Annotated in this window: 15 protein-coding genes; 3 read left to right on the top strand and 12 right to left on the bottom strand. The window is 66.1% G+C overall.

The window, feature by feature from the left end; genetic code table 11:
* Positions 1–270 precede the first annotated feature (270 nt).
* The 10 genes from ACIRRA_RS41735 to ACIRRA_RS41780 form a co-directional block, all read right to left on the bottom strand.
* On the bottom strand, positions 271–1,305 hold the full coding sequence (locus ACIRRA_RS41735) for a BTAD domain-containing putative transcriptional regulator (protein ID WP_402780256.1): 1,035 nt from the start codon (positions 1,303–1,305) through the stop codon (positions 271–273).
* 11 nt (positions 1,306–1,316) lie between these two features.
* The gene (locus ACIRRA_RS41740; protein ID WP_402780258.1) at positions 1,317–2,507 is read right to left on the bottom strand and encodes an alpha-hydroxy-acid oxidizing protein; all 1,191 of its coding nucleotides are present in this window, start codon (positions 2,505–2,507) and stop codon (positions 1,317–1,319) included.
* 2 nt (positions 2,508–2,509) lie between these two features.
* Positions 2,510–3,286 carry a hypothetical protein gene (locus ACIRRA_RS41745; RefSeq protein WP_402780260.1) on the bottom strand — a complete coding sequence of 259 codons (777 nt, stop codon included), beginning with the start codon at positions 3,284–3,286 and terminating at the stop codon, positions 2,510–2,512.
* Complete coding sequence (locus tag ACIRRA_RS41750) at positions 3,283–3,486, bottom strand: hypothetical protein (protein ID WP_402780262.1); 204 nt, start codon at positions 3,484–3,486, stop codon at positions 3,283–3,285. Before ACIRRA_RS41750 ends, ACIRRA_RS41745 begins: the two co-directional genes overlap by 4 nt.
* A 225-nt stretch (positions 3,487–3,711) precedes the next feature.
* On the bottom strand, positions 3,712–4,560 hold the full coding sequence (locus ACIRRA_RS41755) for a prephenate dehydrogenase (RefSeq protein WP_402780264.1): 849 nt from the start codon (positions 4,558–4,560) through the stop codon (positions 3,712–3,714).
* A complete protein-coding gene (locus ACIRRA_RS41760; RefSeq protein WP_402780266.1) occupies positions 4,557–5,477 on the bottom strand; it encodes a phytanoyl-CoA dioxygenase family protein in 921 nt (306 codons plus the stop codon). Before ACIRRA_RS41760 ends, ACIRRA_RS41755 begins: the two co-directional genes overlap by 4 nt.
* Positions 5,474–6,562 carry a 4-hydroxyphenylpyruvate dioxygenase gene (gene hppD / locus ACIRRA_RS41765; RefSeq protein ID WP_402780268.1) on the bottom strand — a complete coding sequence of 363 codons (1,089 nt, stop codon included), beginning with the start codon at positions 6,560–6,562 and terminating at the stop codon, positions 5,474–5,476. Before hppD ends, ACIRRA_RS41760 begins: the two co-directional genes overlap by 4 nt.
* Before the next feature lie 66 nt (positions 6,563–6,628).
* A complete protein-coding gene (locus ACIRRA_RS41770) occupies positions 6,629–7,906 on the bottom strand; it encodes a beta-ketoacyl-[acyl-carrier-protein] synthase family protein (RefSeq protein ID WP_402780270.1) in 1,278 nt (425 codons plus the stop codon).
* Entirely contained in the window at positions 7,903–9,546 is a 1,644-nt protein-coding gene (locus ACIRRA_RS41775; protein ID WP_402780272.1) for a class I adenylate-forming enzyme family protein, read from the bottom strand. The genes ACIRRA_RS41770 and ACIRRA_RS41775 overlap by 4 nt, the downstream gene beginning before the upstream one ends.
* Before the next feature lie 37 nt (positions 9,547–9,583).
* On the bottom strand, positions 9,584–9,841 hold the full coding sequence (locus tag ACIRRA_RS41780) for a hypothetical protein (RefSeq protein ID WP_402780275.1): 258 nt from the start codon (positions 9,839–9,841) through the stop codon (positions 9,584–9,586).
* A gap of 61 nt (positions 9,842–9,902) precedes the next feature.
* Between ACIRRA_RS41780 and ACIRRA_RS41785 the strand changes: the two genes are divergently transcribed.
* Complete coding sequence (locus ACIRRA_RS41785; protein ID WP_402780277.1) at positions 9,903–10,445, top strand: 4'-phosphopantetheinyl transferase family protein; 543 nt, start codon at positions 9,903–9,905, stop codon at positions 10,443–10,445.
* On the opposite strand, the gene ACIRRA_RS41790 is transcribed toward ACIRRA_RS41785, so the two are convergent.
* Together ACIRRA_RS41790 and ACIRRA_RS41795 are read right to left on the bottom strand one after the other, a co-directional pair.
* Positions 10,426–11,589, bottom strand: a complete 1,164-nt coding sequence (locus tag ACIRRA_RS41790; protein ID WP_402780279.1) for a bifunctional NADH-specific enoyl-ACP reductase/trans-2-enoyl-CoA reductase — start codon at positions 11,587–11,589, stop codon at positions 10,426–10,428. The genes ACIRRA_RS41785 and ACIRRA_RS41790 overlap by 20 nt on opposite strands.
* Positions 11,586–12,998, bottom strand: coding sequence for a class I adenylate-forming enzyme family protein (locus ACIRRA_RS41795; RefSeq protein ID WP_402780281.1), 1,413 nt, complete (start codon positions 12,996–12,998; stop codon positions 11,586–11,588). The genes ACIRRA_RS41790 and ACIRRA_RS41795 overlap by 4 nt, the downstream gene beginning before the upstream one ends.
* A gap of 553 nt (positions 12,999–13,551) precedes the next feature.
* Between ACIRRA_RS41795 and ACIRRA_RS41800 the strand changes: the two genes are divergently transcribed.
* The gene (locus ACIRRA_RS41800) at positions 13,552–19,668 is read left to right on the top strand and encodes an SDR family NAD(P)-dependent oxidoreductase (protein ID WP_402780283.1); all 6,117 of its coding nucleotides are present in this window, start codon (positions 13,552–13,554) and stop codon (positions 19,666–19,668) included.
* Positions 19,658–24,718: a hypothetical protein gene (locus ACIRRA_RS41805; protein ID WP_402780285.1), complete on the top strand. Its 5,061-nt coding sequence runs from the start codon at positions 19,658–19,660 to the stop codon at positions 24,716–24,718. Before ACIRRA_RS41800 ends, ACIRRA_RS41805 begins: the two co-directional genes overlap by 11 nt.
* Positions 24,719–24,721: the final 3 nt, after the last annotated feature.

Raw genomic sequence — 24,721 nt, forward strand, 5'->3', positions numbered from 1 at the left:
ATGGCGACGACGCCACCAACACCGCGCCAAAACCAGCCACTACCAGCGACGACACAGCAAGACCTAACGATCACAAACTACGGCTGGAGTACTAGGTCACTTATACGCTGGTTCTTTTACGGCACGGTCAACAGCAGGCATAGTCATTTGGTAAATTAGGCAAGTTTCGTTGTAATCTACCCGTGCAGCGCCTGGTCCTGTGGATTGACCGGATGATTCCCTGAAACACTGCCGAATTATCAGCAAATCATATGCATCCTTCGAGTTGATTCAAGCGACTTCAGTAGTACTGCTGATCTGCAGGCGTGGATCGTGGTTCAGTATCAGTTCATACTGCGTCGCCATTCCAGCGCCGGGCACGATACCGAGGGTGTCCATCAGACGCTGTCGTGTCTCGCGGTAGAATTCGAGCGCCTCGGTCTGGCGGCCCGAACGATACAGCGCGAGCATGTATTGGCGCCCCAACCGTTCGCGATCGGGAGCGGTCGCCACCAGAACCTCGAGTTCCGCCACCACGTCCAGGTGGGCACCACGTGCGAGTTCCAGCTCGAAGTAGTCCTCGCAGGCGGCAAGTCGTTTGTTGTCGACGGCGGTCAACTCCGGCCACCTGGCTCCATTCTCCGTGAGGTCGGCCAAGGCAGACCCGCGCCACAACCCGAGTGCTTCGCGAAGCTTGATATTCGCAATATTCAGCTGACCGCAGGCCAAGGCGGACCGGGCTTCTCGCTCGATGATATTGAAGTTGTACATGTCGATGTACTCCAACGGAACCTGCAGTCGATAGCCGGGTTGTCGAGTTTCCAAGGTTATTGACTCGTCATTCACCGTTTCTTCGAGCATCCTCCGAATATCGGACACGGCGTTGTGGATCATTTTTCGCGCCGTACGTGGTGGTTGGGATCCCCACACGGCATTCAAAAGACATGAAACAGGAATGGTTTTATTCGCGTTTATCAATAGGTATCCGAGCACGGCTCGGTGAATGTATCCACCTACTCTGACTGCGACGCCGCCTTGTAGTATTTCCAGCGGGCCAAGAATAGAGAAGCGAATCACGCTTGAGTCTCCCCACTCATACGATATAAGCGCTCTGGGTATGCGACATCGGCGCTTTGGGCCACGATTACGAACGTGGTGTCGCCCCCGTTTCAAGATACACAGATCCGCATGGCCTAGAACAAGTTCTATCTTCGGTGTGAACAAGATCACTGACTTGATCGTCGATCCTCGGCTGGGACGTCCTGCGGGTCCCGGTCGCGGTGCGGCCTCGATGGGTGAGGTATCCGACCTCGGACGGTTCCGCACTATCCAGCTACTCAATAGCGATGTGGGTGGATCAGTGATTCATCGATGTCGGCGGGTGTTGCACAGCCGACGAGACCCATCGTGATGTCGAAGTCGGCGAGCAGTAGTCGCAATGCGTGCCGGACGCCTGCCTTGCCCGCCAGCCCGAGGCCGTAGACCCACGGACGTCCGTAGAGCACGGCCTTCGCGCCGAGGGCGATCGCGATCAGCACGTCGGTGCCGGTCCGAACGCCGGAATCGAACAGGACGTCGGCTCGATCGCCGACCGCGGCGACGATCGACGCCAGCGTGTCGAGCGCAGCCACCGCGCCGTCGACCTGTCGGCCGCCGTGGTTGCTCACCACAATGCCGTCTGCCCCGGCGGCAACGAGTGATCGCGCGTCGTCCGGATGCAGCACGCCTTTGGCTACGATCGGGAGGTCGGTCCAGTCACGGACGCGCCCGATATCGGCGGCGCGGATCGTGTGGTTACCGAACATCGCCGAAACCGCCGCCATGGCCGCCTGGTGGGCGTCGGTGCCGGCCTCCGGCGGTTCGGCCAGTATCGACCGGAACACCGGGTCGGACAGATAGTTGGCGATCCCGTAGCCCCGCAGGATCGGTGTTGTCTCCGAAGAGATCTCGCGCGGACGCCACCCGATGGTCGGCGTGTCCACGGTGATCACCACTGCCTTCGCGCCCGCCTTCGCCGCGCGCTGGACCAGGGATTTGGCGACCGACTCCTCGGCCGGCCAGTACAGCTGATACCACCAGTTCTGGCCGGCGACCGCGCCGACCTCCTCGATCGTCGACGACGCGACCGTTGACAGCACCGTGCCGATTCCCAGTTCGCGCGCAACCTCGGCGACCGCGACTTCACCGCGCGTGTGCAATACCTCGAGCGCGCCGACCGGTGCGGTGAGCACCGGTGCGGCGAGCCTCGTTCCGAGCACCTCGACCGACAGGTCACGACCCGTCGGTGCCGCGGTGCCGCGCAGCATTCGCGGCACGATTCGCCGCCGAGCGAAGGCTTCCAGATTGGCCGCCGCAGTCCGTTCCGCGCCCGCACCGCCAGCGACGTAGCTGAACAGCGCCGGATCGAGTGTCGTCGCCGCCAGACGCTCCAATTCGGCTGCGGCGAGCGGGAGGACCGGCGCCGACGTCTTAGCCGCGCGACGTATCTCTTCATGGAACGTCGCGAAGTAGTCTCTGTTCTCGGCCACGGTCAGCTCTCCTGCTCGTTCCGAGCATTCGCGATGAGTGCGGCGAATGAGGCATGCTCCGACGGGCCGAGCGCCGCGGCGGCCTTCGTGGCGGCGAGCAGCTTGTCCTCGGGCAGGTGTCCGATGGCCGCCGCGGCTTCGGTCCATAGGTTGTGCTCGGCCACCGCCGCGACCAAGCCGGCGATCCGCTCGACCGGCGTCAGCTCGACCAGGAGGTTTCGCAGTGCCGCGTCGCCGACCAGGTTCGACGTCTGTACCAGCGCGACGTCGCCGAGTTCGGCGAGGGCGCGGGCCACCGTTTCCCACGGGAGGTGGCCCACCATGTTCGCCAGCGTCATCCAGTCCGCCCGGGCCTGCAATTCCACCGCGACGTTGACGATCAACGCCGGCGGCAATGCTCCGACGATGGTGCGCACCTCTGCCGGATCGAGCTCTGCGGCGACTTCGGCGAGAAGCGGCGGCCGCAGGCGTTGTGCGACTCCGACAGCCTTCGACAGATCGAGCACGCGCGCGAATGATGCTACGAACAACGCACTTCGGCTGCGTTGGGCGACGTTGGCCATCACCGCGACTGGCACGATTCCCGACACTCTGGCGAGTCGAGCAATGCCATGGGAATTGGCGTCGAAGAGCGCCTTCGACACCTGTTTCCGAAACGCGCGCAGCTCCTCGTCCGGTAGGTCGGCGAGATAGGCGAGCCGTTCGACGGGCACGCAGAGGGTTCGCGCGAGCAGGATCATCTCGACGCGATCCGGCTTCACGATCTCGGCCGCGCTCACTGTGCGAGCAATCGTGCGACGGTTGAGCGCAAGAACGACGGCAGCAACTCCAGGGTCGACATTCGTGCCTGTTTCAGGATGGCGGCCTGATGCTGCTTGGCCTCCTCGATGCACGCCACCAGGTCGTCCTGTGCTCGAGGCGGCAGCGCCGCGACGGCAGGTGGCGGTGAGTCCCCCAGTGCGATCTCGAGTGCAGTCATGACAATCCTCACCTTTCTTGCAGGGTGGCTGATCCGGTTGGCCGCGGGTTTCGAATCATCCAGGAGCGACGGGTATGGCTTTCATGTCTGTGCCGAGGTGGATGGCCTCGAGGGCCCACCGCCCCCACAGCTGCCCGACCGCATCACACCCCCTCGCACCGGCCTCGACCGCTTGACAACCACGTCGGGAGATTCCTGTCCGGCCTTCAGTCGTTTCGAGCACCGCTAGCTCGCCATCAGCGTTGCACGCCCGGCGTTTCCTCGCCGCAACAGTTCGGTCAGTTCGACCGATCCAGACGACAGCGCGCGCGAGGCGGTGAAGAGGTCGGCGGCAACTTCGGTGAGCGCTTTCGCCACTTCCTCCGAGTTGGCCTGCAGGATGTCGGTCCACAGCATGCTGTCGCCTGCGGCGATTCTGGTTGTGTCGCGAATACCGCTGCCGCACAGTCGAATCACATCCTCCCCGGCACCATGGATGCTCGCGGCGAGTATCGACGCGAGCAGATGCGGTACATGCGAACTCCGCGCGATGGCCCGATCGTGATCCGATGGCGCCATCACCATCGGGCGCGCGCCGCACAGCCGCACCAACTCGGTCACCGATTCCATCGTCGTGGACGAGGTGATCGACTGTGGCGTAAGCACCCATATCCGGTCACGGAACAGGTGCTCGCTCGCCGCCATCGGCCCGGACCGCTCACTGCCGGCGATCGGATGGCCGCCGACGTAGTTGCCCAGGTCGCAGCCGATGGCTTCGGCTTCGGCCAGCGGCCACCCTTTGACACTGCCGACGTCTGTGTAGTGATAGGCCAGGCCCCGCGCTTGTTGCTCGGCGAGGACCGGCGCGATGGTGCGGGGCGGCACTGCGAGCACAGCCAGGTCGACCGGCTCCGGCGGCGTCCCGGCGACGCCGGCACCGAGTGATTCGGCAGCCATCGCTGCGTCGTGATCGATGTCTATCAGGTACGTTCGCACCGTCCCACGGACGGCCAGCCCCAACGATGTGCCCATCATGCCTGTGCCGACGACCGCCAGGGTGCGCAGTCGCGTCGTGCTGTCGACGGTCTCGGTCATTGGCGCCAGATCGTCGGGCAGAATTCGGGATCGCCGTAGTCCGGCTCGCCATCGATGAGCCGGACCAGTACGTCATGGTTGTAGGCGACGGGGGTACCGTCGCTGAGCGCTGTGCTCCGGTAGGCGTTGGCACCGTCCTGCAGATGCAGCGACACCGCCCGGCGAGGGTCGACGCTGTGGTTGGCGCCGCTGCCGTGATAGGTGCGGCAATGATGGAAACTCATATGCCCCTTGGGGATTTCCATCGGGATCTTGTTCACATCTACGCCGTTATAGGCGGCGTTCTCGGCGAGCATCTGCTCGAGCTCGTCGTGGTCACGCTCGGCGAAATGCCTACTGGTACTGTCCCGCTCGCCGGTCTCCAACCACCGGTGGCTGCCATCGATCATGGTGATCGTGCCGTTCTCGACGCCGCAGTCGTGGAACGGGATGAACGCGGTGAGCATCCGCTCCGAGGTCGAGGTCGCCCAGTAGTGCTTGTCGAAGTGCCACGGTACGAGGTTGGTGGTCTCGCCGGGCACCGGCGATTTGTAGATGAGGGTGGATTGGAATACGCGGATCTCCTCGGCTTGGGCCAGCCGTGCCGCGACCGCTCCGATCAGCGGGCTGCGCAGGATCTCGCCGATGACATCGTTCTCGTAGTGGATGTAGTCGTTGTGCCGCTGCACCGTGCCCTTTCCCGGTACCCAGTACGCAAGGCGGGGAGGCCGTGCGGGAAGGCGGCGGTCGCGGTGGCCGTCATAGAACCGTTCGCTCGCCTCGACCAACGCGTCCACCTGATCGTCGGTGAGCAGCTTCTTCGACAGGTACCAGCCGTGGTCGGCGTAGAACCGCACGTCCTCGTCCGACGGCAGCAGTGTGCGCTCCTGCTCGGTGAATGCGGATTCGATGGTGCCGGAGTTGATTTCGAAGGTCATACAGCTGCTCCGTTCTTGTTCACGAGGCTCTTCTCCACGGCCTGGACCGCCTCGTAGAGCGCCTTGATGTTTCCGCTGCCGAAGGTCTTCGCGCCGTGGCGGTCGATGATCTCGATGAAGTACGTGTCCCGGACGTGCATGGAACGAGTGAAGATCTGGAACACCTCGCCCCAGTGGTCGCGGTCGACGAGCACGCTGGTGTCGCGGAGATCGCCGATGTCGAGACCGATGTCGCCCAACCGCTCCGATACGGCGTCGTAATAGCGATCCCCGGTCCGCAGGAACGACACGCCACGATCCTGGAACGTGCGAACCGTGCCGATGATGTCCTCGGTGAGGAAAGCGAGATGCTGGACCCCCGCGCCGCCGTGGCTGTCGAGGAACCGGCTGATCTGGCCCGGCTCGCCGCCCAGCCCGGGCTGCAGCAGGGTCAGCGTCACTTCTGTCGAACGGCTCTGTACCACTTTAGAATCCATCGCCTGTTCGCCGACCTCGATGAACTCCTCGAAGACAGTCCGGAAGCCGAAGACTCGTTCGTAGTAGGCCACAGTCGGCGCGAGTTGCCCGGCCGGCAGGCAGACTGCGATGTGGTCGATCTCCTGGAGCAGGTCTTCGCTAGCGTCCGGATCCGTGGCGAGCAGCTCTATTGCTCCGGGCAGAAATTCGGTCGATTCCGGTGCTCGTTGGACGAACCGGTGCCGGACGTCGCCGAACCCGCCGACCTCCGCCACGACGACTCGGTCTGTGCCGCTCCCGTACTCGGCCGGTTCAAGGACTGGATTCGCGCCTGCGGCAACGGCTTCGGCGAATGCGGCGTAGGTATCGGTGGTCTCGAGCGCGATAGTCGCGACTCCGTCGCCGTGGCGGACCACGAACTCGGTGGCGGGGTGATCGGCGTGCAGTCCCGAGGTGAGCAGTAGTTGAATTCGGCCTTGGCGCAAAAGCAGCGACCGCTGGCCGGTCAGCCCGGTCTCCGGGCCACCCTGACCGACGAGCCGGAATCCGAGGGCGGTGCACAGATAGAACGCGGAGTGCTGGGCATCGCCGACGTTCAATTCGATGTGATCGATTCCATGAAATTCCATTGTTCCTGACTTCGCTTCTGGTCGTATCGGATAGCTATACGAGCGGTGCTTTCTGATACGGCTGTGTCACGCGTCTGCGAACCGACGACGGCGCGTGCCGGCCGGTCCGAATACCAGGCTGACGTTGTGCCCGCCGAAGCCGAACGAGTTCGAGATCGCGGCACTCACGGCGCCGAGCCGGGGCTTGCCCGTCACATGATCGAGGTCGCACGTGCTGTCGACCTCGTCGAGGTTGATGGTGGGCGGCATCATGCCGCGCGCGATGGAGATCGCGGTGACGGCGGCTTCGACCGCGCCGGCCGCGCCGAGCGTGTGTCCGGTGACCGATTTCGTCGCGCTCACCGCTGGACTGTGGGTTCCGAAAACCGCGCGAATGGCCCGTGATTCGGCGGTGTCGCCGAGTTTGGTGCTGGTGCCGTGCGCGTTGACGTAGGTGATGTCCGCCGGTGTGAGACCGGCGTTCGTGAGCGCGCGCCGCATGCATTCGGCCGCACCGTCGCCGTCAGGCCGCGGTGCCGCGATGTGGTAGCCGTCGGTGGTCATGCCCCAGCCGAGCACCGTGCCGTAGCCGGCCGCGCCACGCGCGTCGGCGTGCTCGGTGCGTTCGAGGATCACCACGGCCGCACCCTCGCTCAACACGAACCCGTTGCGGGCTGTGTCGAACGGCCGGCTGGCTCGATGCGGTTCCTTCCAGTTACGGGCCAGCGCATTCGTGTTGGAGAAGGCGGTGGCGACCGTCGGGTGCAGCGGAGCATCGGAGCCGCCGCAGACGACAACGTCGGCCTCGCCCTCACGGATCAGGCGCAGCCCGTCGGCGATCGACTGTCCGCCCGCCGCGCAGGCGGTCGCGATGGCGGAGCTGTACCCCCGGAGCCCGTACTTGATCGCAATGCGTGCCGAGGCCATGTTCGGCAGCATTCCGGGCGCCAGATAGGGATTGACGGCGTTCTTTCCGGATGCCCTGCGCGCGGCCGCCTGCTCCTCGTAGGTCTTCAGACCTCCGCCACCGCTGGAGACGATCGTGGCGACGCGCAGCGGGTCTACGTTCTCGCCGACAATGAGTCCCGCGTCAGCAATCGCGTCGTCGGCCGCCGCCAGTGCGAGCAGGACGTATCGGTCGATGCACGAGTCGATCGGTGGGCGCAGCAGATCGATCGGGCGGATCTGCTCGGAGACGCCTGCGGCCTCGAGCCATCCGCTGACCTCATGGTCGGCAGGGGGCGTGACGATGCCGGAGCGGCCCTCGCACTGACCGTCGAAGGTGGTCGTGACACCGCGGCCGACGGGAGTGATCGATCCGATGCCGGTGATGACTGCTTCCGGTCGGCCAACGGTCGTGCTCATCGGAATACCAGCCCTTCTGCCGGAGCGTTTTGTGGGAGTCGTGCCGCCGATCGCAGCTGGGCCTTGCGGACCTTGCCGGTGGGCCCGTGCGGAATGTCCTCGCCGTGATCGACGACGACATCGGTGACTGTCGCGGCCACGTGCGGCGGCAGTGCGGCGAGCACCTGCGGGGTGCGGTCGGCCGTTCGGTCGGCCGTGGCTGTCAGCTCGAGGAATACAGTGGTGGAGACGCCGCCGTCGGGACGTCGGAGTCCGACGATCGTGCAGTCGTGCGCGTCCGGGCACGCGGTCAGCAGGCGTTCTTCGCAGAGCGCGGTGTACAGCCATTCGCCACCGAGATCGACGGCGTCGCTGGCACGGTCGACATGGTAGAAGTACCCGTCCTCGTCGCGATAGACGAGATCGCCGGTCAGGAAGTAGCCGCGCAGTCGTGTCCTGGCGGTCCTGGGGTGATCGTTCCAGTAGCCGATCGACAGGGTCGGCGACTTAACGCCGAGCTGGCCGACGATCCCGGCCGGCAGTGGCTCGCCCATTTCGTCGAGCACGGCTACGTCGGCGAATGCGTGGCGCCGGCCGATACAGCGCCGGTACCGGTCGGTGTTCGCGGTATGCGTGATGAAGAACTGCGAGTGGCCCATCTCGGTCGAGCCGAAGCCGTCGATGAAACTCGACCCCGTCACCGTGCGGATGCCGTCGCGGCCGACGGTGCGACGGTGCCCGACCGCCACGAGCTTCCGGATGTGCGTCTCGTGCGCGCAATCGCCTGTGTTCCACCATATCTGGACCGAACCGAGATCGTGGGCGGTCAGATCGGCGGACGTGAGCTCGGGCCATGTCGGGGCGAAACCGAGTACCGCGCTCGGCCGCCAGCGGGCGATCGCTTCCAGCACGGCGTTTCCGGATTGCGAGGACAGGACCATGAGCTCCTGTCCGTTGCACAGGGCGAGGTTCAACAGGATGATGATCGCTGCGTGGTTGACCGGAAGCGCGGAGAGGATTCGGTCCATCCCCTCGGCGCGGGGCAGGCGGAGCCGGTGCCGGACCGATGCGAACAGGCTCGCATGCGAGGCGAGTACCGCTTTCGGCGCACCGGTGGTACCGGAAGAGTGCGTCACCACGGCAGCGTCGGCGGGGTCGTATACGAACTGCGGCGGAGCGGTCGCAGGGTCGCCGGTGCCGGTCGCGGCGGCGTCGAGCAGGCGCGGTAGGCGGCGCAGGTCGGCACCGAGGCGCGTTCGCCGGTCGGTGTCCGCGAGGATAGCGGCGGGCTGCGCCTTCACGAAATAATCCGCTGCCACCGGACCTTCGACATTGCTGTTCACCGGCGCGGGGATCGCACCGATCCGTAACAACGCCAAGATGTTCAGGATCGTGTCGGGTCCAGAGCCGGCGTAGATGCCGATCAGCTCACGTGGTGCGACACCGGCGCCGGACAGCCACGCTGCGCGGGCGGCGACTCGTTCGTGCAACACGCGCAGCGTCATCGGTTGCCACGCCTGGTGCCCGTCGACATCGGTGTCGAAGGTGATCAGGGGATCGTCGAGCCCGACTCCCGCCGTGAAAACGGTTGTCAGCGCGTTACCGATGCCGAGCGCGGCGTCGGCGGCCAGTGCGCCGCGAATTCTGTTTCTCGCGTTCATAGTTGCACTCCGAGCTTTCGTGTCGTGCCGGTCCGCGCTACGCCCGGCTCTCGATGCGCCCGGCGGCGACCTCGGCGGCGAGCTCGTCGATCGTCATCAGAGCGATCCGCTCGGTGTCGTCTTCGCCGAAGGCGAAGCCGAAGTGAGCGTCGATCTCAATGAGAAGTTCGGCGAGCGCGAGCGACTCGAGATCCAGCCCGTCCTGTCCGAGCCGGGTCGATCCGGTGACGTCGGAGGCGTCATAGTGCAGACGCTGGAGTGCGTTGATGACGAATTGGCGAACTTGATCGATCATTGATTTACTTCCCTTCGTGGTGTCACTCTTCTTGTCCGTGGCGGACGGGCCGGCGAGAGCGGTGGCGCGCGACCTGGCGCTGCGGGCCGCGGCTTCAGTTTCCGGTGCGCCAGTCGAGCGAATTCGACTGGAGCACTTGCCGTCCGGCCAGCCGGTGCTCGCCGGAGCCGCGGCCGGCCTGCGAATCAGCGTGAGTCACGTCGAATCCAGGTCCGGCCGGCCGGGGGTGGCCGCCGTCGCGATCAGCAAGGATGTGGCCGTCGGCGTCGACGCCGAAGTGGTGCGCCGGCTGAACGCGGTGGCGCTCAGCACCAAGTGGTTCTCCTGGCAAGAGACGCAATGGATCTCGAGCTTGGACCCGGACCTTCACGATCGCGCGTTCCTGATGCTGTGGACGCGCAAGGAGGCGCTCGGCAAGGCGTTCGGTGATGGCCTGCGTTCGGGCGGGATGCGCAGACCCGTCTTGGGGGGCGTGCTCGAGCCGAATCCGGAGTTGCAGCAGCTCACGCCGGAAATGTCGCTTGCCACACCGGTATTCGACACGGTGGTGGTCACTATTGCGGCCCAGTGTGATTCGGGGCGGGTCACCGTTCATCGCCACTGACCCCCTCGATGTCGACGACCGGATCGACGTCGGCGGCGTAGTCGATACCGTCGACCTCGAAACCGCTGCATCGCAACAGCGCCGTGCGATAAGCGGCGGGGAAGGCGAGATCGTGCAGGTTGTCGTCGTCGACGGCCGCCCAGCGGGTCGCGAGCTCGGCCTGTACGGCCGGATTCAGCTCACGGTCATCGACCCGGATCCGCCCTTGCTCGTCGGTCTTGTCCCGGTAGAGCACGTCGGCGAACAGCCGGTGCATTTGGTGCAGCGGTCCTTCGGTCGCGTCGCCGAGCACGTGCGTCAGCAGTGACCAGTACAGCGGCGTCGCGGGGATCACGGCACTGGACTGGGTGACATGCGCGGACGTGACGACGACCCGCACCGGCCGGTCCGGTGTGTCCATGGCGCGCGCGGTCGCCTCCAGATGGTCCTTGGCTGCGCCGAGCGTGCCGCCGCGGTAGATCCGTCGCAGCAGTTCGCCACCCTGATAGGAGAACGCGATCGACCGAGCGTCGTCGGCGAGGACACCGGCGTCTTCGAGCGCACGCCACCAGCGTTGCCAGTCATCGCCGCCCATTACCGCGACGGTGTCGCCGACCTGCTCGGTGGTTGCGATCGGCAGCTGCGTGAGCCTTGTCGACAGCGTTGCCAAGTCGAGCGTCTTCATGACGAACGGATCGCCCAGGCCGGCGATCACTGCCCGGTGGATGCGGCCGGTGTCCGGATCGATGCGCCGGCGCGCGGCGATACTGTAGACAACCAGGTCGACCTTGCCGACGGTGTCACGAATCGACCGGGCGGCGAGCTCCTTCGCACGATCACTGAAGGCGTCGGCGAATACGGTGTGGCTGCGCCCCGCCCCGAGCGCGTGCACCTCGGCGGTGGCGTACCAGCCGGATGAGCCCGGGCGCGCCGGCGCACCGGGCCGTGCGTGACAGACGCCGATCGTCGCGGAACCCTGGCTGGCCGCGATAACCCGGGTCGCGAGGCCGAGGCCGGTGGACGACCCGATCACGAGGACCCGGGGCGGCAGCTGCGTCGCTCCGAGCGTACGTGCGCTGTGCGACCACTGCTGTACCCCCCTCCGCACGCCGACCGGGTGGGGATGAATCACGAGCGGCCATCGGGTCCGCTGCGTGACGATCACGAGGTCGCCTGCCGGGTTGAGGATTTCGCGTGCGCATTGCGTAAGACGGCGAGATCGCGCACCGGCTTCCCAGTCGCTGTGCGTGGCATCGTCGCAAGGATGCGAACCGTGCGCGGGCGCTTGTACCCCGCGAGCTTGGTGCGCAGTGCCGTCATGATCTGCTCGCCGGTGAGGTCGGTGCTGGTCGAGACCCACGCTTTGATCGCCCCGTCGAAGAGCACGACCGCGGCGTCGATACCGGGGATGTCAGCGACGACCTGCTCGACCTCGGTGAGATCGACCTTGAGCCCGCCGATGGAGACCTGGGAGTCGCGGCGGCCGAGCACCGACAGGCGCCCGGTGGCTGGATCGATGCGCCCGGCGTCGCGGGTGTGCAGCCAGCCGTCGTTCCACCGGGTCGGGTCGACGAGTCCGACATACGGTGATTTCCGCAGCGCCACAAGGATTTCGTCATCCTCGATCGCGATGTCGATTCCCGGCGCCGGTGTGAGTGCGCCCTCGTTACCGGTCACATCGGTCGCGATCACGCCGACCTCGGTCATGCCGTACATCGCGCCGAGGTTTGCCCCGTAGCGGTCGGTGAACTCTGCTCGCAGTTCCGGCGACACCGGTTCACCACCGGTGATCATCAGTTGCAGTTGAGGCGCCGCCGGTGCGGGAGCAGCGGCGAGGAGCCGTGCTTGCGATGGCACGCCGAGCACGGTAGTCGGTGCTTCCGATCGCGAAATTGCTTGCAGTACACCGTCTGCCGTGAGAGAGCGCGGGATGGTCGTCGGGATGCCGGCCTCGAGGTTGTGCAGGAGTCCGCCTATCAGGCCGAGCACGTGCAGCGGCGAGGCGAGCACCACACAACGCTGGCCCCGCGTAGTGAACCCCGGGATCCGCGCGTACCTGTCGAGTTCCGCGATCAGGTTGTCCGCGGTGCGCCCGATCATCTTGGACGGTCCGGTGCTTCCGGAACTGAATTGGATCAGCGCATGCCGGGTCGGCCGGGGCGTGTCGTGGTGGTGCACGAATCTCGGTGTGATGTGGGAAAATCCGGCGAGCATGGCCGAAACCCGTTCCGCGGGTTCGGCAACGAGTTGCGGCCGCAGTGCCGTGAGGACGCGCGCGACTTCGTGCTCGGTGAGCCGGTGGTCCAGCAGGGCCACCTCGGCGCCGATCCTCCACCCGGCCAGCAAGGTCGCGATGTAGGTGAGCGAGGGCGGCATGCGCAACGCGAGAGAACCGCCGGCGTGGAGCCCCGCAGCGGTCAAAGCGAGTTCCTGCTCCTGGACCAGGGTGCGCAATGTCCGCCGATCGATGTCGCGGTCGAGTGTGAGGCAGACCTCGGTGTCGAGGCCGTCCAGGAGTCGGTCATCGACCCACCGGCCGACGCCGGACCGGTGCGTCACCAGTTGCGATGCCATCTCGTCTCCTATTCGGCCACAGCTCGAGCGCAGTTGAGTGAATTGCGCTGGAAACCCCTCCGTCAGAGATTACGATTCCGCATTCCTGACGGCCGTGTCAATGCCATGCAGTAATCCTCACAGCCACGTATCGAACATGGTTCGAGAATGCTGAATCAATTGCAGGGTAACTGTCCGACAATCCTCGTGCCATCGGTCTGAAGTTTGCTGCTCTGATCGCAGGAAACCTTCTCTGAACACGTCATATGACGCCGGAGTCCGCGCTGCGGTTCCCTTGACACCGGCACCTGCGACCGATTCAATGAGAGCCACGCCGCAATGACATTCGCAGCCCGATATCAAAGAACTTCGGCACCGGGGCGAGTTTCCGTGTTCGCCGAGTTCGATGTATTGCTGCGCATTGAGACTTTGACCCGGAATGTCGGGGCGAGTGTGCAGTGGTTGGTGATTCCGCATTCGGGACACGTTTGTTCCCGATAATCCCGATGGGCTGTACAGCGCCGATACGTTTCGGCAACAGGGCAACTTCGAGCGAGCACCCGCGAGGTATCCAATGATCGAATCAGAGCTGAATGCCACCGACGTCCCGGTGGCGATAGTGGGTCTCGGTGCCCTCTATCCGAAGGCGGCCGACCTGTCCGAGTTCTGGACGAATGTCTTTAATGGGGTCGACTGCATCACCGACGTTCCAGAGGAGCACTGGCGGATCGCCGACTACTACCACCCGGACCCGCGGGCGGAGGACAGGACGTACTCCAAGCGAGGCGGCTTCATTCCCGAAGTTCAGTTCGATCCGCTGGAATTCGGTATCCCACCACGGACGGTCGAGGCGACGAGCATCTTGCAGCTGCTGAGCCTCGTCGTAGCGAAGCAGACGATGCAGGACTCGGGCTGCTTCGACTCGCCCACGTGGAACCCGCGCCGGACCGGCGTCATTCTCGGTGCGTCGGGCGCGAACTCGCTTGCCCGCGACATGATCTGCCGTATGCAGGCGCCACTGGTGGCCGAGGTTCTGCGCAGCTGCGGCCTCACCGGGGAAGAAGCCGAGGCGATCGCAGCCAAGTTCAAGATGGCCTACGCGCCATGGCAAGAGAACTCGTTCCCGGGCGTGCTCGGCAACGTGGTCGCGGGACGCATCGCCAACCGGTTCGACTTCGGCGCGGTCAACTGCACCACCGACGCCGCGTGCGCGAGCTCGCTGGCCGCAGTGAACATGGCGATCTCCGAACTCGCGCTCGGGCGTGCGGATTTCATGCTCGCCGGCGGCTGCGACATGGAGAACAGCCCGACCATGTTCCTCTGCTTCTCCAAGACGCCCGCGCTGTCGATCTCGGGCAAGATCGCGCCCTTCGACGAGAATGGCGACGGCACGCTGATCGGTCAGGGCATCGGCATGCTCGGCCTGAAGAGGCTCGCCGACGCCCAGCGCGACGGCGACCGCGTCTACGCGGTCATCCGGGGCACCGGAACCTCCAGCGACGGCCGGTTCAAGAGCATCTACGCCCCGCGAGCCGAAGGCCAGATTCAGGCCGTCGAAGCCGCTTACCGGGCGGCGGGTGTCGCGCCGGAATCCATCCGCCTGCTCGAGGCGCACGGCACCGGCACACCGATCGGTGACTATGTGGAGGTCGACGCGCTCAAGCAGATCTTCACCGCTGACAATGTCGACAAGCAGGCGATCGCGATCGGTACCGTCAAGTCGCAGATCGGGCACACGAAATGCGCGGCCGGCGCGGCGGGCCTGATCAAGACAGCGCTGGCGCTGTACCACAAGGTCCTACCGCCGACGATCAACGTCACGAAGCCGAAGGCGGCGTGGGGATTCGACGATTCAGCGTTCTATCCGAACACCAGCGTCCGGCCGTGGATCACCGATCCTGGTGCGCCGGTCAGGCGCGCCGGCGTATCGGCGTTCGGCTTCGGCGGCACCAACTTCCACTGCGTGCTCGAGGAGAGTCCGGCCGAGGCGAACACGCTCCATGTCGCCTGGCGCAACGTGGTGACCTATCTGTGGCATGCCCGGACACCGCAGGACCTCGCGGCCGAGATAACCGCCGACCCCTTCCGATTGGCGGGCGAGGACCTCGTCCCCGTGGGCCACGCGCGGGCGGCGATCGTGGCGCAGCGTAACGCCGACACCGGTGAGCTGCGCACGGCGTTGCTCGACCGTATCCGGAACGGGAAGAGCCCGCTGCCCGACGGTGTGTTCTACAGCGAGTCCGGTGTTCCGGCCGGCAAGATCGCCGCGGTGTTCGCCGGCCAGGGCAGCCAGTACACCGACATGGGCAGGGGCGCGGCAATTGCGTTCCCCGAAGTGCTTTCGGCGTTCGAGGCCATGTCCGCCGAGTTCGCCGAGGTCGCGTTCGGCCGGATCGTGTTCCCGCCGTCGGCATTCGACCCGCTGACCAAGAAGGAACATGAAACAGCGCTGCGCGCAACCGAATACGCGCAGCCTGCCATCGGCGCTCTGGCGCAAGGTCAGTACAGTTGGCTGCGGTCCCTCGGGCTTGTCCCCGACGGCGCGCTGGGGCACAGCTTCGGCGAGCTGACCGCGCTGTGGGCGGCCGGCAGTATCGACACCGAGACGTTCCGCACGCTGGCACGGGCTCGTGGCGCTGCGATGGCGCGACGGCCCGATGGTACGGACAGCGGTGCGATGGCAGCGGTCGCCGCGGATGCCGAGACGGTCGGGCGATTGCTCACCGACCACCCGGGCGTCCGAGTCTGCAACCTCAATGCCCCCGCCCAGGTCGTGGTAGGCGGCGGCACCGAGGACGTGGCGGCGTTCGTGCAGGCTTGCACGGCACAGGGCGTCGGGGCGCGCGCTCTGCCCGTCGCCGCCGCGTTCCACACTCCCCTGGTCGAGCACGCGGTCGCCGAGTTCGCCGCCGCGCTCGCGTCGGCGACGGTTCAGACGCCCGAATTCCCGGTGTACGCGAATACGGCCGACGCGGAGTACGGCGCCGATTCCGGGCACAACAAGGCGGTGCTGGCCGAGCAGATCGTGCGGCCGGTCGCCTTCGCGCAGCGGGTCGAGCAGCTGTACGAGGAAGGGTTCCGGGTATTCGTCGAATTCGGTCCGAAGTCATTGCTGGCCGGACTGATTCGAGCGACCGTCGGCGACCGGGAGGGCGTCGTCATGTTGTCCGCCGACGGCGGGCCGCAAGCAAACGGCGAGTTCCGGCTGGCGGCGCTGGCCGCCGAACTGACAGTCCTCGGCCTGCCGCTGGCGGGACTCAACCGCGGCGTACCGCCAGAGGCTGAAAAGAAATCCTTCAGCAAGGCGACCGTCGTGCTCAACGGCCACCACTACGTTCCGGAAGAACGTCGTCTCGCGTACGCGGATGCGCTCGAGAACGGCTATCGAATCGAGAGGTCAACAACAGTGGAAGCAAGCGAGGCTGCCGCAGGAGCAGCGCCTGCAATGCGAAACGGCAACGTGGACAACAGTGTCCGGATCGCCGACGCCGAGGTGTACCGGTCTCCGGTCGCGGCTGGGCCGGGCGGTTCCGTCTGGGAACTCGCGGCGCAGCACCTGAACATGCACCGGGCGTACCTGTCCAACCAGTTGCACATCGCTGACCGGGTCAGCGGGCTGCTCGCCCATGAGGCAGGCAACCAGGCCCGTCGCGAGGTCATCGACGGTATCGACGCCATTGCCCGCCACTCCATCGCGATCAGCGAAGGCCACGTGCACGCCAGCAACGTGCTGCGCGGCTTCGCCGAACTGGAGGCGGGCAACGGTGTGACGCCTACACAGCGTCCCGCCTACGTGAGTGGCGGATTCACCTCGTCCGCACTCGAATACGTAGACAATTACGCGCTGTCGCCCGACGAGAGTCACCTCAGCACGCTGCCCGCGACATCGGCCGCCAACGGTCACGCCACCAACGGTGCGACCGGCACCGGTGACCGGGCGAACGGCACCGGCAAGGACTCGGTCTCGTTCGGCGCCGTGGCGGCGCCGACGCTGACCGTTCCTCAGGAACCCGCGCCGTCCGCCGCGCCGGAGGTGCTGCTGATCCCCACCGATCCGGAGGAGATCGGCCAGCTGCTGCTCGACGTGATCGCCGACAAGACCGGCTATCCGCCGGACATGCTGGAGCTCAGCATGACGATGGAGGCCGATCTCGGCATCGACTCGATCAAACGTGTCGAGATTCTCAGCTCATTGCAGGAAAAGTACCCGGACATCCCGCCGCCGTCGCCGGAGAAGCTCTTCGAGCTTTCGACGCTGCAGGACGTGGTCGACTTCACCGCGGAGCTGGCGCGGGAAATCACCAACGGTCCGGGTACCGGCGAGCCGGTCGAGGCCGCGGCGGGGGTGATGTCGGACCCAAAAGCTGATCGCGGACGGGGGATCGTGCGACGCCGTGTCGAGCTGGTCCCGCTGCCCGCGACCGACGAACTGATCGGCGCCTACCGGCCTGGCGCCGTGGCGGTCGTCGCCGGCGCGCGGACGTCGCTGGCCGACGCGCTGGTCGTCCGGCTCGAGGCGATGGGCTGGTCGGTCCACGACCGTGCCGCCGCCACCGAGCTGGAGAAGCTCGACCTCGCGGTCTGGGTGATGCCCGAGTCCGCGGCGGGTGCCGTCACGGCGCGGGAGCACCTGCTGGAGGCCAATGTTTTTGCCGCAGAGGTGCTTACGCGCCTCGAAATCGGCGCGGAGGCGGGCCGGTCGGCTTTCGTCACCGCCACTCGCGTGGACGGATCGCTGGGCCTGCGCGCGCCGGACTTCGCCGGTGCGGTCAGCGCGGGCGTCGGTGGGCTGGTCAAGACGGTCGGATTGGAGGCGCCGTCGGTATTCGTACGGGCGATCGATATCCATCCCGACCTTGCCGACGACGCCGCGTGTGAGGTCGTATTCGGTGAACTGACCGACTGTGTCACCACGACGGCCGAGGTCGGCGTCGGCGCCGACAGCGCCCGCGCGACGATCGCCGCCTCGGCGGCCGAGGCGGTCCTGGCGCCGATCGAGGGCGTTGCTCAGCCCCGGCTCGATTCGACCGACCTCGTGTTGGTGACTGGCGGTGCCCGCGGTATCACCGCGGACTGCGTGCTCGATCTGGCGGGACGCTGCGAGGCGAACTTCCTACTGGTCGGCAGCACGCCGCTGGACGACGAGCCGGATTGGGCGCAAGGGGTGGCCGACGCCGACCTCAAGCGCGTCTACGCCGACGAGCTCCGCGAGCAGTCGGAATCGCCGAACCTGCAGGAGATCAACCGCGTTGCCACGGCAGTTGTCGCGCAACGACAGGTCCGGATGACCCTGGATCGGCTCAACGCCGAGGGACCTCGCGCGGTCTACCTGCCGGTGGACATCACCGACGCCGAGGCGGTCGCCGAACGACTGGGTCCGATCGCGGACGAGATCACCGCGTTCGTGCACGGAGCGGGAACGCTGGTGGACAAGCGGATTCGGGACAAGAACCCCGACGAGATACGGAAGGTGCTCGGTGCCAAGCTGTTCGGGTTCCTGAACCTGCTCGACGTGCTCCAATCGGCGAAGCTTCGCCACCTGGTGCTGTTCACCTCGGTGGCCGGCTTCTACGGCAATATCGGCCAGTCCGACTATGCGATGGGAAACGAGGCTCTCAACCGGCTTGCGGTGTGGTTCGCCGGCGAGTTCCCAGAAGCCCTTGTGACAGCGGTCAACTGGGGGCCATGGGAAGGCGGCATGGTCCGTCCCGAGCTGGCGAAGCTGTTCCGTGCGCGCGGCGTCGAAATGGTCCCGATCGCGGTAGGGGCTGAGGCGTTCTCCGATATCTTCGCCCGCCCGACCGGATCGTCGGTCGAACTGGTGGGCCCCCGGGTGCACCCGGTGACACGTCCGGTGCAGGATCTGCTCCGCCGGAAGATCAGTGTCAGAAGGCAACTCGCGCCCGTCTACGCGGCACCGGCGTTGGCCGATCATCAGGTCGCCGGCCACATGGTGCTGCCCGCGACCTGGGCGGTCGGTTGCCTGATCAACGTGGTCGAGCAAGTCACCTCGATCGAGCCGATGGTGTGGACGGACTTCCGGGTGTTGAAGGGCATCGTCGTGGACGATTCGCAGCCGCGGGCGTTGACGCACGACCTGACCCGCAAGGACGACGGCACGATCGCGGTTCTCGCAAGGGACGACGACGGCCGGCCGCGCTATCGTCTGACGGTTCATCCTGTCGTGCAACGGGATCCGGCACCGGTGCTGGATCCGCTCCCGGAGCTCGGTGTGGGCGATCCGGACACGGTCTACGAAGACAAGATCATGTTCCACGGCCCCGCCTTCCAGGGATATCGGAGGACACTGCGGGAGTCCGAGACCGAACTGGTCGCCGAAGTCGAGCTGGTGTCGACAATCGTCGCTGGAAAAGCCTGCGAGACGCCGAATTACGATCCAATCCTGTCGGATGTGATGGTCCAGGTCGCAGGCGTCTGGATTCGGCGCCATCACGGGGTGAGTGGCATGCCCGCAGCGGCCAAGCGGGTGAACAGCTACCGTCGCGCACCGTCGGGCGAGCCGTTCATCATCGTGGCCGACGGGTTCGACAAGCGCTCGAGCATTATCACCTGCAACGTCACCGCGTTCGACCGCAACGGTGAACCATTGGCCTACATGGTCGGTGTCGAAGGGGTCACCAGTGAGGCATTGAATGTGTTGTTCGCGGGAGGGACGCTCGATGAGCTCTGAGCGAAACGATACCCAGCAGGCGCTGGCAATTGTGGGATTCGGCAGCGCGACTTCGGTTTCCGCTGCGGTGGAGGCGGTCGCGGAGTCGTTCACCCGGTCGACGTCTGCGACCACGTCCCTGCGATTGGGAGTCGTGGCCGGCACGGACGGCGGTGTGGGCGAGGTGCGCCCTGCCGCGCAAGCCGCGTTCGGTGACCGCAACGTCGCCGTCACCGCGGGCCCTGACGTGGCCGTCGAGGCCACGGTGGCGGGCTCCGATGAGCTCGGCGCGGCCAGGACGCTGCTCGCCGATCCTGCGGTCGATGCTGTGCTCGTCGTCGCTTCGGGAGGTGACGTCGTCGGCGCCGTCGTGCTGGCGGTGGCGACCGACATCACCGCCAACTACGAGTACGCGCGCCTCGAGTCGGTCGAAATCGGCACGGCGGCAACTCCTGCCGACGCGATGGCCGGCGCGACGAGGCAGGCGCTCGAACGTGCCGAGGTAGCCTCGGGGACATTGGAACACCTCCGTTTCCTCAACGGGACGGCCGAGTACGTAGCGGGCGCGGTCACCGGGTTCGGGGTTTCGGGACCGGCATCGCTGTCGTGTGTGCTCGGCAATTCCACTGAGCTGGGCGTCGCGGCGCTCGTTGGCGTCGTGGCGGATATGCACCACGCCTCGCTGCCCGCGACGCCGGCTTCGCTGACGGCCGCTCTCGGGGCCATCGACCTGACCGGCTCACCGTTCTGCGTCACGGTCGTGGATCAGCCGTGGATGCGCAAGCAGCGCGGCGCCCGGCGCTGGTCCATGCTCAGCGGTGCCGACCGGGTCGTCGGCGACGAATCACGCTGCACCGCGATGGTGATCACAAGCGATCTCACCTCGTCCCGGCACTCGCCGATCAACTGGGTGGGTCAGCGGGGCCCGGCGATCGTTGTACTGCGCGGTGACGACGGAGCCGCGCTGGTGTCCGGCGTGCGGGTACTTCGTTCGGCGATCGGGGCGGGCGAGAACATCGCCGCCGTGGTCGCGTCGTCGATAGCGGACACGACGCCGTCGAAATATCGAGTGGTGCTCGTCGCTACCGACGCGGATACGCTGGTCCGTGAACTCGACATCGCAGAGCGCACGCTCGCCGCCAAGATCGACGCGGGTGCCGACTGGGCTACGCCGGCAGGCAGCTTCTGCACCGGTGCGCCACTCGAGCCGGGCGGAAAGGTCGCATTCGTCTACCCGGGGACCTATGCTTCGTACCCCGGCGCCGAACGTGGACCGTTTCAACTGTTTCCGTGCCTGCTGGCGATCGCCGAGCAGTTCGCCGACCATCCGTTCGAGGTGTTCGGGATCGAGACCGGCTACCAGCGATCAACCCGCGTGCCGTCACCTGCCGATATAGAGCAGTACGACCGCGAGCTGCGCTCCGACGTCGGGTTCATCGCTACGAGCGGGGTGAACCTCGGTCTGCTCAGCACCTCGATGCTGCGCGATGTGCTGGGGATCGTGCCAGATGGCGCGTTCGGCTACAGCATGGGCGAGATCTGCATGCTCTTCGCCTTCGACGTGTGGCAGCTCCATGACCGGTTCGGGCTGAACGTGCGGCATTCGGAGATGTTCGCCAGTGAGCTCTACGGCGCCCGGACCGTGGTCCGCAATGCGTGGGACCGTCCGGCGGACACGCCGGACAGCGAGGTCTGGGCCACCTTCGCTCTGGCCGCACCGCTCGTCGCCGTCCGTGCCGCCGTCTCCGGCCGTGAGCGCGTTTACATCACCCACATCAACACCGCGTCCGAGGTCGTCATCGCCGGCGATCCCGGCCAGTGCGTGGCGATCGTGAAAGCGCTGGACTGCCCGGCGGTTTCGCTGCCGGGTGGCGGGCCGGTGCTGCACGTGCCGCTGGTGGACTCCGTGCACGACAGCATCGCGGCGGTGTTGACCGGCAGCGACCTCGGAACACCATCCGAAAGTGCCGAACTCGCCTTCGCGGCGGCCGGCGCCGGGGTGGACCTGCACGACCGATCGGCCATCGCCGAGGCGATCCACGGCCTGTGCCGGTCCGAGGTCGACTTCCCGCAGCTGTGCGTGGATGCCTACGATCGCGGCTTCCGGTACTTCATCGAGGTCGGGCCGGGTGCCGACTGCACACGCTGGATCGATGCCAACCTGGCCGGTCGGCCGCATGTCGCCGTCTCGATCGACCGGAAGGGCAGTACCCAATCCCTTTCCTTGGCGAAAGCACTCGCCCGGCTCATCAGTTTCGGGCTGCCGGTCGATCTCACCCGCCTGTTCCCGGTGGACTCCGCTGTGCGGTCGGGTGATATCGACGAACACCGTGCGGAATCGGCGGAAACCACCGCGGAAGACGTCGAACTTGTGCCGCTGGACGGCGATCTCGCCGGTGACGGCGAGACCATTCGCTTCGACTCCGAGGTCGGTTACCCGGAAGCGGACCTGGGGGACCTCTACGAGGTCCGGGTTGCCGACAGTGGGCACGGGCACCGACCAGCCGAGATTCCGTCCGGGTCGGTGGTCGTTCCCGCGATCGACCTCGGTACCAGGCAAACCATTCCGTCGCCGGAACTGTCGCCGAAAACCCTGCCGGTGCCGGTGCGGGCCCTCCGGAGGGTCGAGCCCGTCGTGGCCCGGACGGCCGGCCGCCTCGCGGTATCGGCTGTCGCGGTCGCCCAGGCACAAGTCGCCGCTCTCGATGCCCAGGGCGCGTTGATGAACTTGATGCTGCGCGATCTCGAGCAGCGGAGCGGACTTCATGTCGCGCCGCAGTCGTTGCCCGCAGATCCCTTCGCACCGGCGGTCATCGGGGTGGTTGATGGTGACGACGGCGAATCGCGTACGGTCATCACCGAATTCGATTGGCGCGATACAACGTTCATGGTCGACGGTCGAATCGGTACGGCCGCGCTGCTGGAATCACTGGTACGCGCCGTCGAATCGATGAAGCCGTGGCTGGTCGGCGACGACGCCGCGAGCGCCTGGACCTATGTGCCGGTCGAGACCGCGACGATCTTCCATGCTCCCTTGCCGGAATCCGGCACCGTCGTGCGCACCGAACTCCGGTTCGCGCCGACCGGATCCGGTCAGGGTGTGGTGGAGTTCCAATTCTCGGGCACAATCGGTACGGCGGACCTGGTGATCGCCGAGATCGCTGCCGGTCGAGGCGAAGTGCGCGAACAAGTATCTGCGCGTCCGCTGTCGGAGCTCGCGCCGATCGTGCGTAAGCCGAGCACGTTGCGGCGCAGGGGTTTCAAGCCGCTCGAGCACACCGGCATCGAGAATCTGTCCGGTCACCAGCTGCGGCAGTTGGCGGAGGGCAGGATCGTCGACGTCTTCGGGCCGCGCTGGGACCAACGGGCCGACGGGTGTAATCGAGCGATCCGGATCAGTCCGAACCGGACACCGATGCTCAGTGACGTCACCGAAATCGTGCGCCGCGGAGGGGAGTTCCGACTCGGGGCGCTCGTCGCCGGCCAGCACATCCGGGAGAACGCCGCCTGGCGCTCGAACAGCGGCTCACCGCGGCCCGCAGCGGTCTCCTGGGCCTTCATCGAGGAGTCGGCGCGCGAGTTGCTGCGGATCTACGCGCTCTACCTCGGGCTGCACCTGGTCTTCGCCGACGCGGAGTTCGGCCCGGCCGCGGAGGTCGAGACGGTGGTCGCGACGTCGCGGCCGGTCACGGACGCGGATGGGAAGCTGCGCTACACCGCTGAGATTACCGATGTGGCAATGATTCCTAGACCGGCGGTCATCGCGAACATCCACGTCTGGGCGGGATCCGAGCTCGTCGCGACCTACCGCGATCTCGCGGTGGAGGTGCGTGAACGGCCCGGATCGGACTTCCGTCCCGACATGCGCGACGGCAAACCGGTGTTCCTGGGCCGGGTCAACTCGCGCGGCGAGGCCGCGATCCTCAACGAGTTCCATCTCTCGCACATGGAGAACGGCGACCTCGGGATAGCGCTCGGACCGGTCGTCGACAGCTATACCGGCAAGACCGTGCTACACATTCCGAACAGCGAGTTCCGCTTCGTCGACCGGATCATGTCGGTCGCGGGCGATATGGACAAGCTGAGGTCCGGCCGGATGGTGTCCGAATACGACGCCGCCACGGAATCGTGGTATTACGAGGACAATTCGTTCCCCGGGATGCCCGGCTCGATCATCATGGAGTCGTCGTTGCAGTCCGCGGCGGTCCTCGGGTCCTGTCTGGGTACCACGATGAAGGTGCCGCTCGACGTCAAGCTGTCGGTGCGCAACCTCGACGGCACCGCGACCGTGCTCGCCGACATCGATGTCCGTGGGAAAACGTTGCGACAGACTACGAACCTGGTGTCGACCACTCACATCGCCGGCCAGATTCTGCAGCGTTTCAGGTACGTGATGGAGGCCGACGGTGTCCCCTACTACGAGGGGCAATCGCTGTTCGGGTACTTCACCGAGGAGGCCCTCAACTCGCAGATCGGTCTCGACGGTGGCAAGGAGGTTCCACTCTGGCTCGACACCCAGCAGCGCAACCAGCTCGCAGAGGTTCGCGAGATCGATTTCACGGTCGACAAATCCTGGTACGAACCGCATCCGGAGACTGGGCTGTATATCGGTAGCGGGCACTTCCGCATGCTCGACAGCGCGGTTGTCGTGCCGGGCGGCGGTCGCAACGGCCGAGGCCATTTGAAAGCCACTCGCCAGGTCGAGCCCGACGACTGGTACTTCGACTGTCACTTCCACGAGGATCCGGTCATGCCGGGTTCACTCGGCGTCGAAGCGGTGATGCAAGGTCTGCAGACATACGTGATGGCAACCGATCTCGCAGCCGGCCTGGGCAAGGTCCGTTTCGGCCTCGCGACCGGAGTGCCCTTCACATGGACCTACCGTGGTCAGATTCTGCAACACGAGAAGCGAATGGACCTCGAGCTCGACGTGACCGAGGTTCGCGAGACTCCGCAAGGTCTGCTGGTCCTCGCGGACGCCAGCATATTCAAACCCGGTATGCGGATCTACCACCTGCAGAACGTCGCGGTGGCGGTGGAGCGGGTCGATTCGAAGGGAACGCAGGGGTGACCA

Origin of the sequence: Nocardia sp. NPDC101769, from assembly GCF_044766925.1 — a bacterium.
Lineage (GTDB): Bacteria > Actinomycetota > Actinomycetes > Mycobacteriales > Mycobacteriaceae > Nocardia.

Bases quoted from the DNA above. Each gene is read 5' to 3' on its own strand.
- ACIRRA_RS41750 (WP_402780262.1), bottom strand. From the start codon at position 3,486: ATGACTGCACTCGAGATCGCACTGGGGGACTCACCGCCACCTGCCGTC.
- ACIRRA_RS41760 (WP_402780266.1), bottom strand. From the start codon at position 5,477: ATGACCTTCGAAATCAACTCCGGCACCATCGAATCCGCATTCACCGAG.
- hppD (WP_402780268.1), bottom strand. From the start codon at position 6,562: ATGGAATTTCATGGAATCGATCACATCGAATTGAACGTCGGCGATGCC.
- ACIRRA_RS41800 (WP_402780283.1), top strand. From the start codon at position 13,552: ATGATCGAATCAGAGCTGAATGCCACCGACGTCCCGGTGGCGATAGTG.
- ACIRRA_RS41780 (WP_402780275.1), bottom strand. From the start codon at position 9,841: ATGATCGATCAAGTTCGCCAATTCGTCATCAACGCACTCCAGCGTCTG.
- ACIRRA_RS41775 (WP_402780272.1), bottom strand. From the start codon at position 9,546: ATGAACGCGAGAAACAGAATTCGCGGCGCACTGGCCGCCGACGCCGCG.
- ACIRRA_RS41795 (WP_402780281.1), bottom strand. From the start codon at position 12,998: ATGGCATCGCAACTGGTGACGCACCGGTCCGGCGTCGGCCGGTGGGTC.
- ACIRRA_RS41755 (WP_402780264.1), bottom strand. From the start codon at position 4,560: ATGACCGAGACCGTCGACAGCACGACGCGACTGCGCACCCTGGCGGTC.
- ACIRRA_RS41805 (WP_402780285.1), top strand. From the start codon at position 19,658: ATGAGCTCTGAGCGAAACGATACCCAGCAGGCGCTGGCAATTGTGGGA.
- ACIRRA_RS41770 (WP_402780270.1), bottom strand. From the start codon at position 7,906: ATGAGCACGACCGTTGGCCGACCGGAAGCAGTCATCACCGGCATCGGA.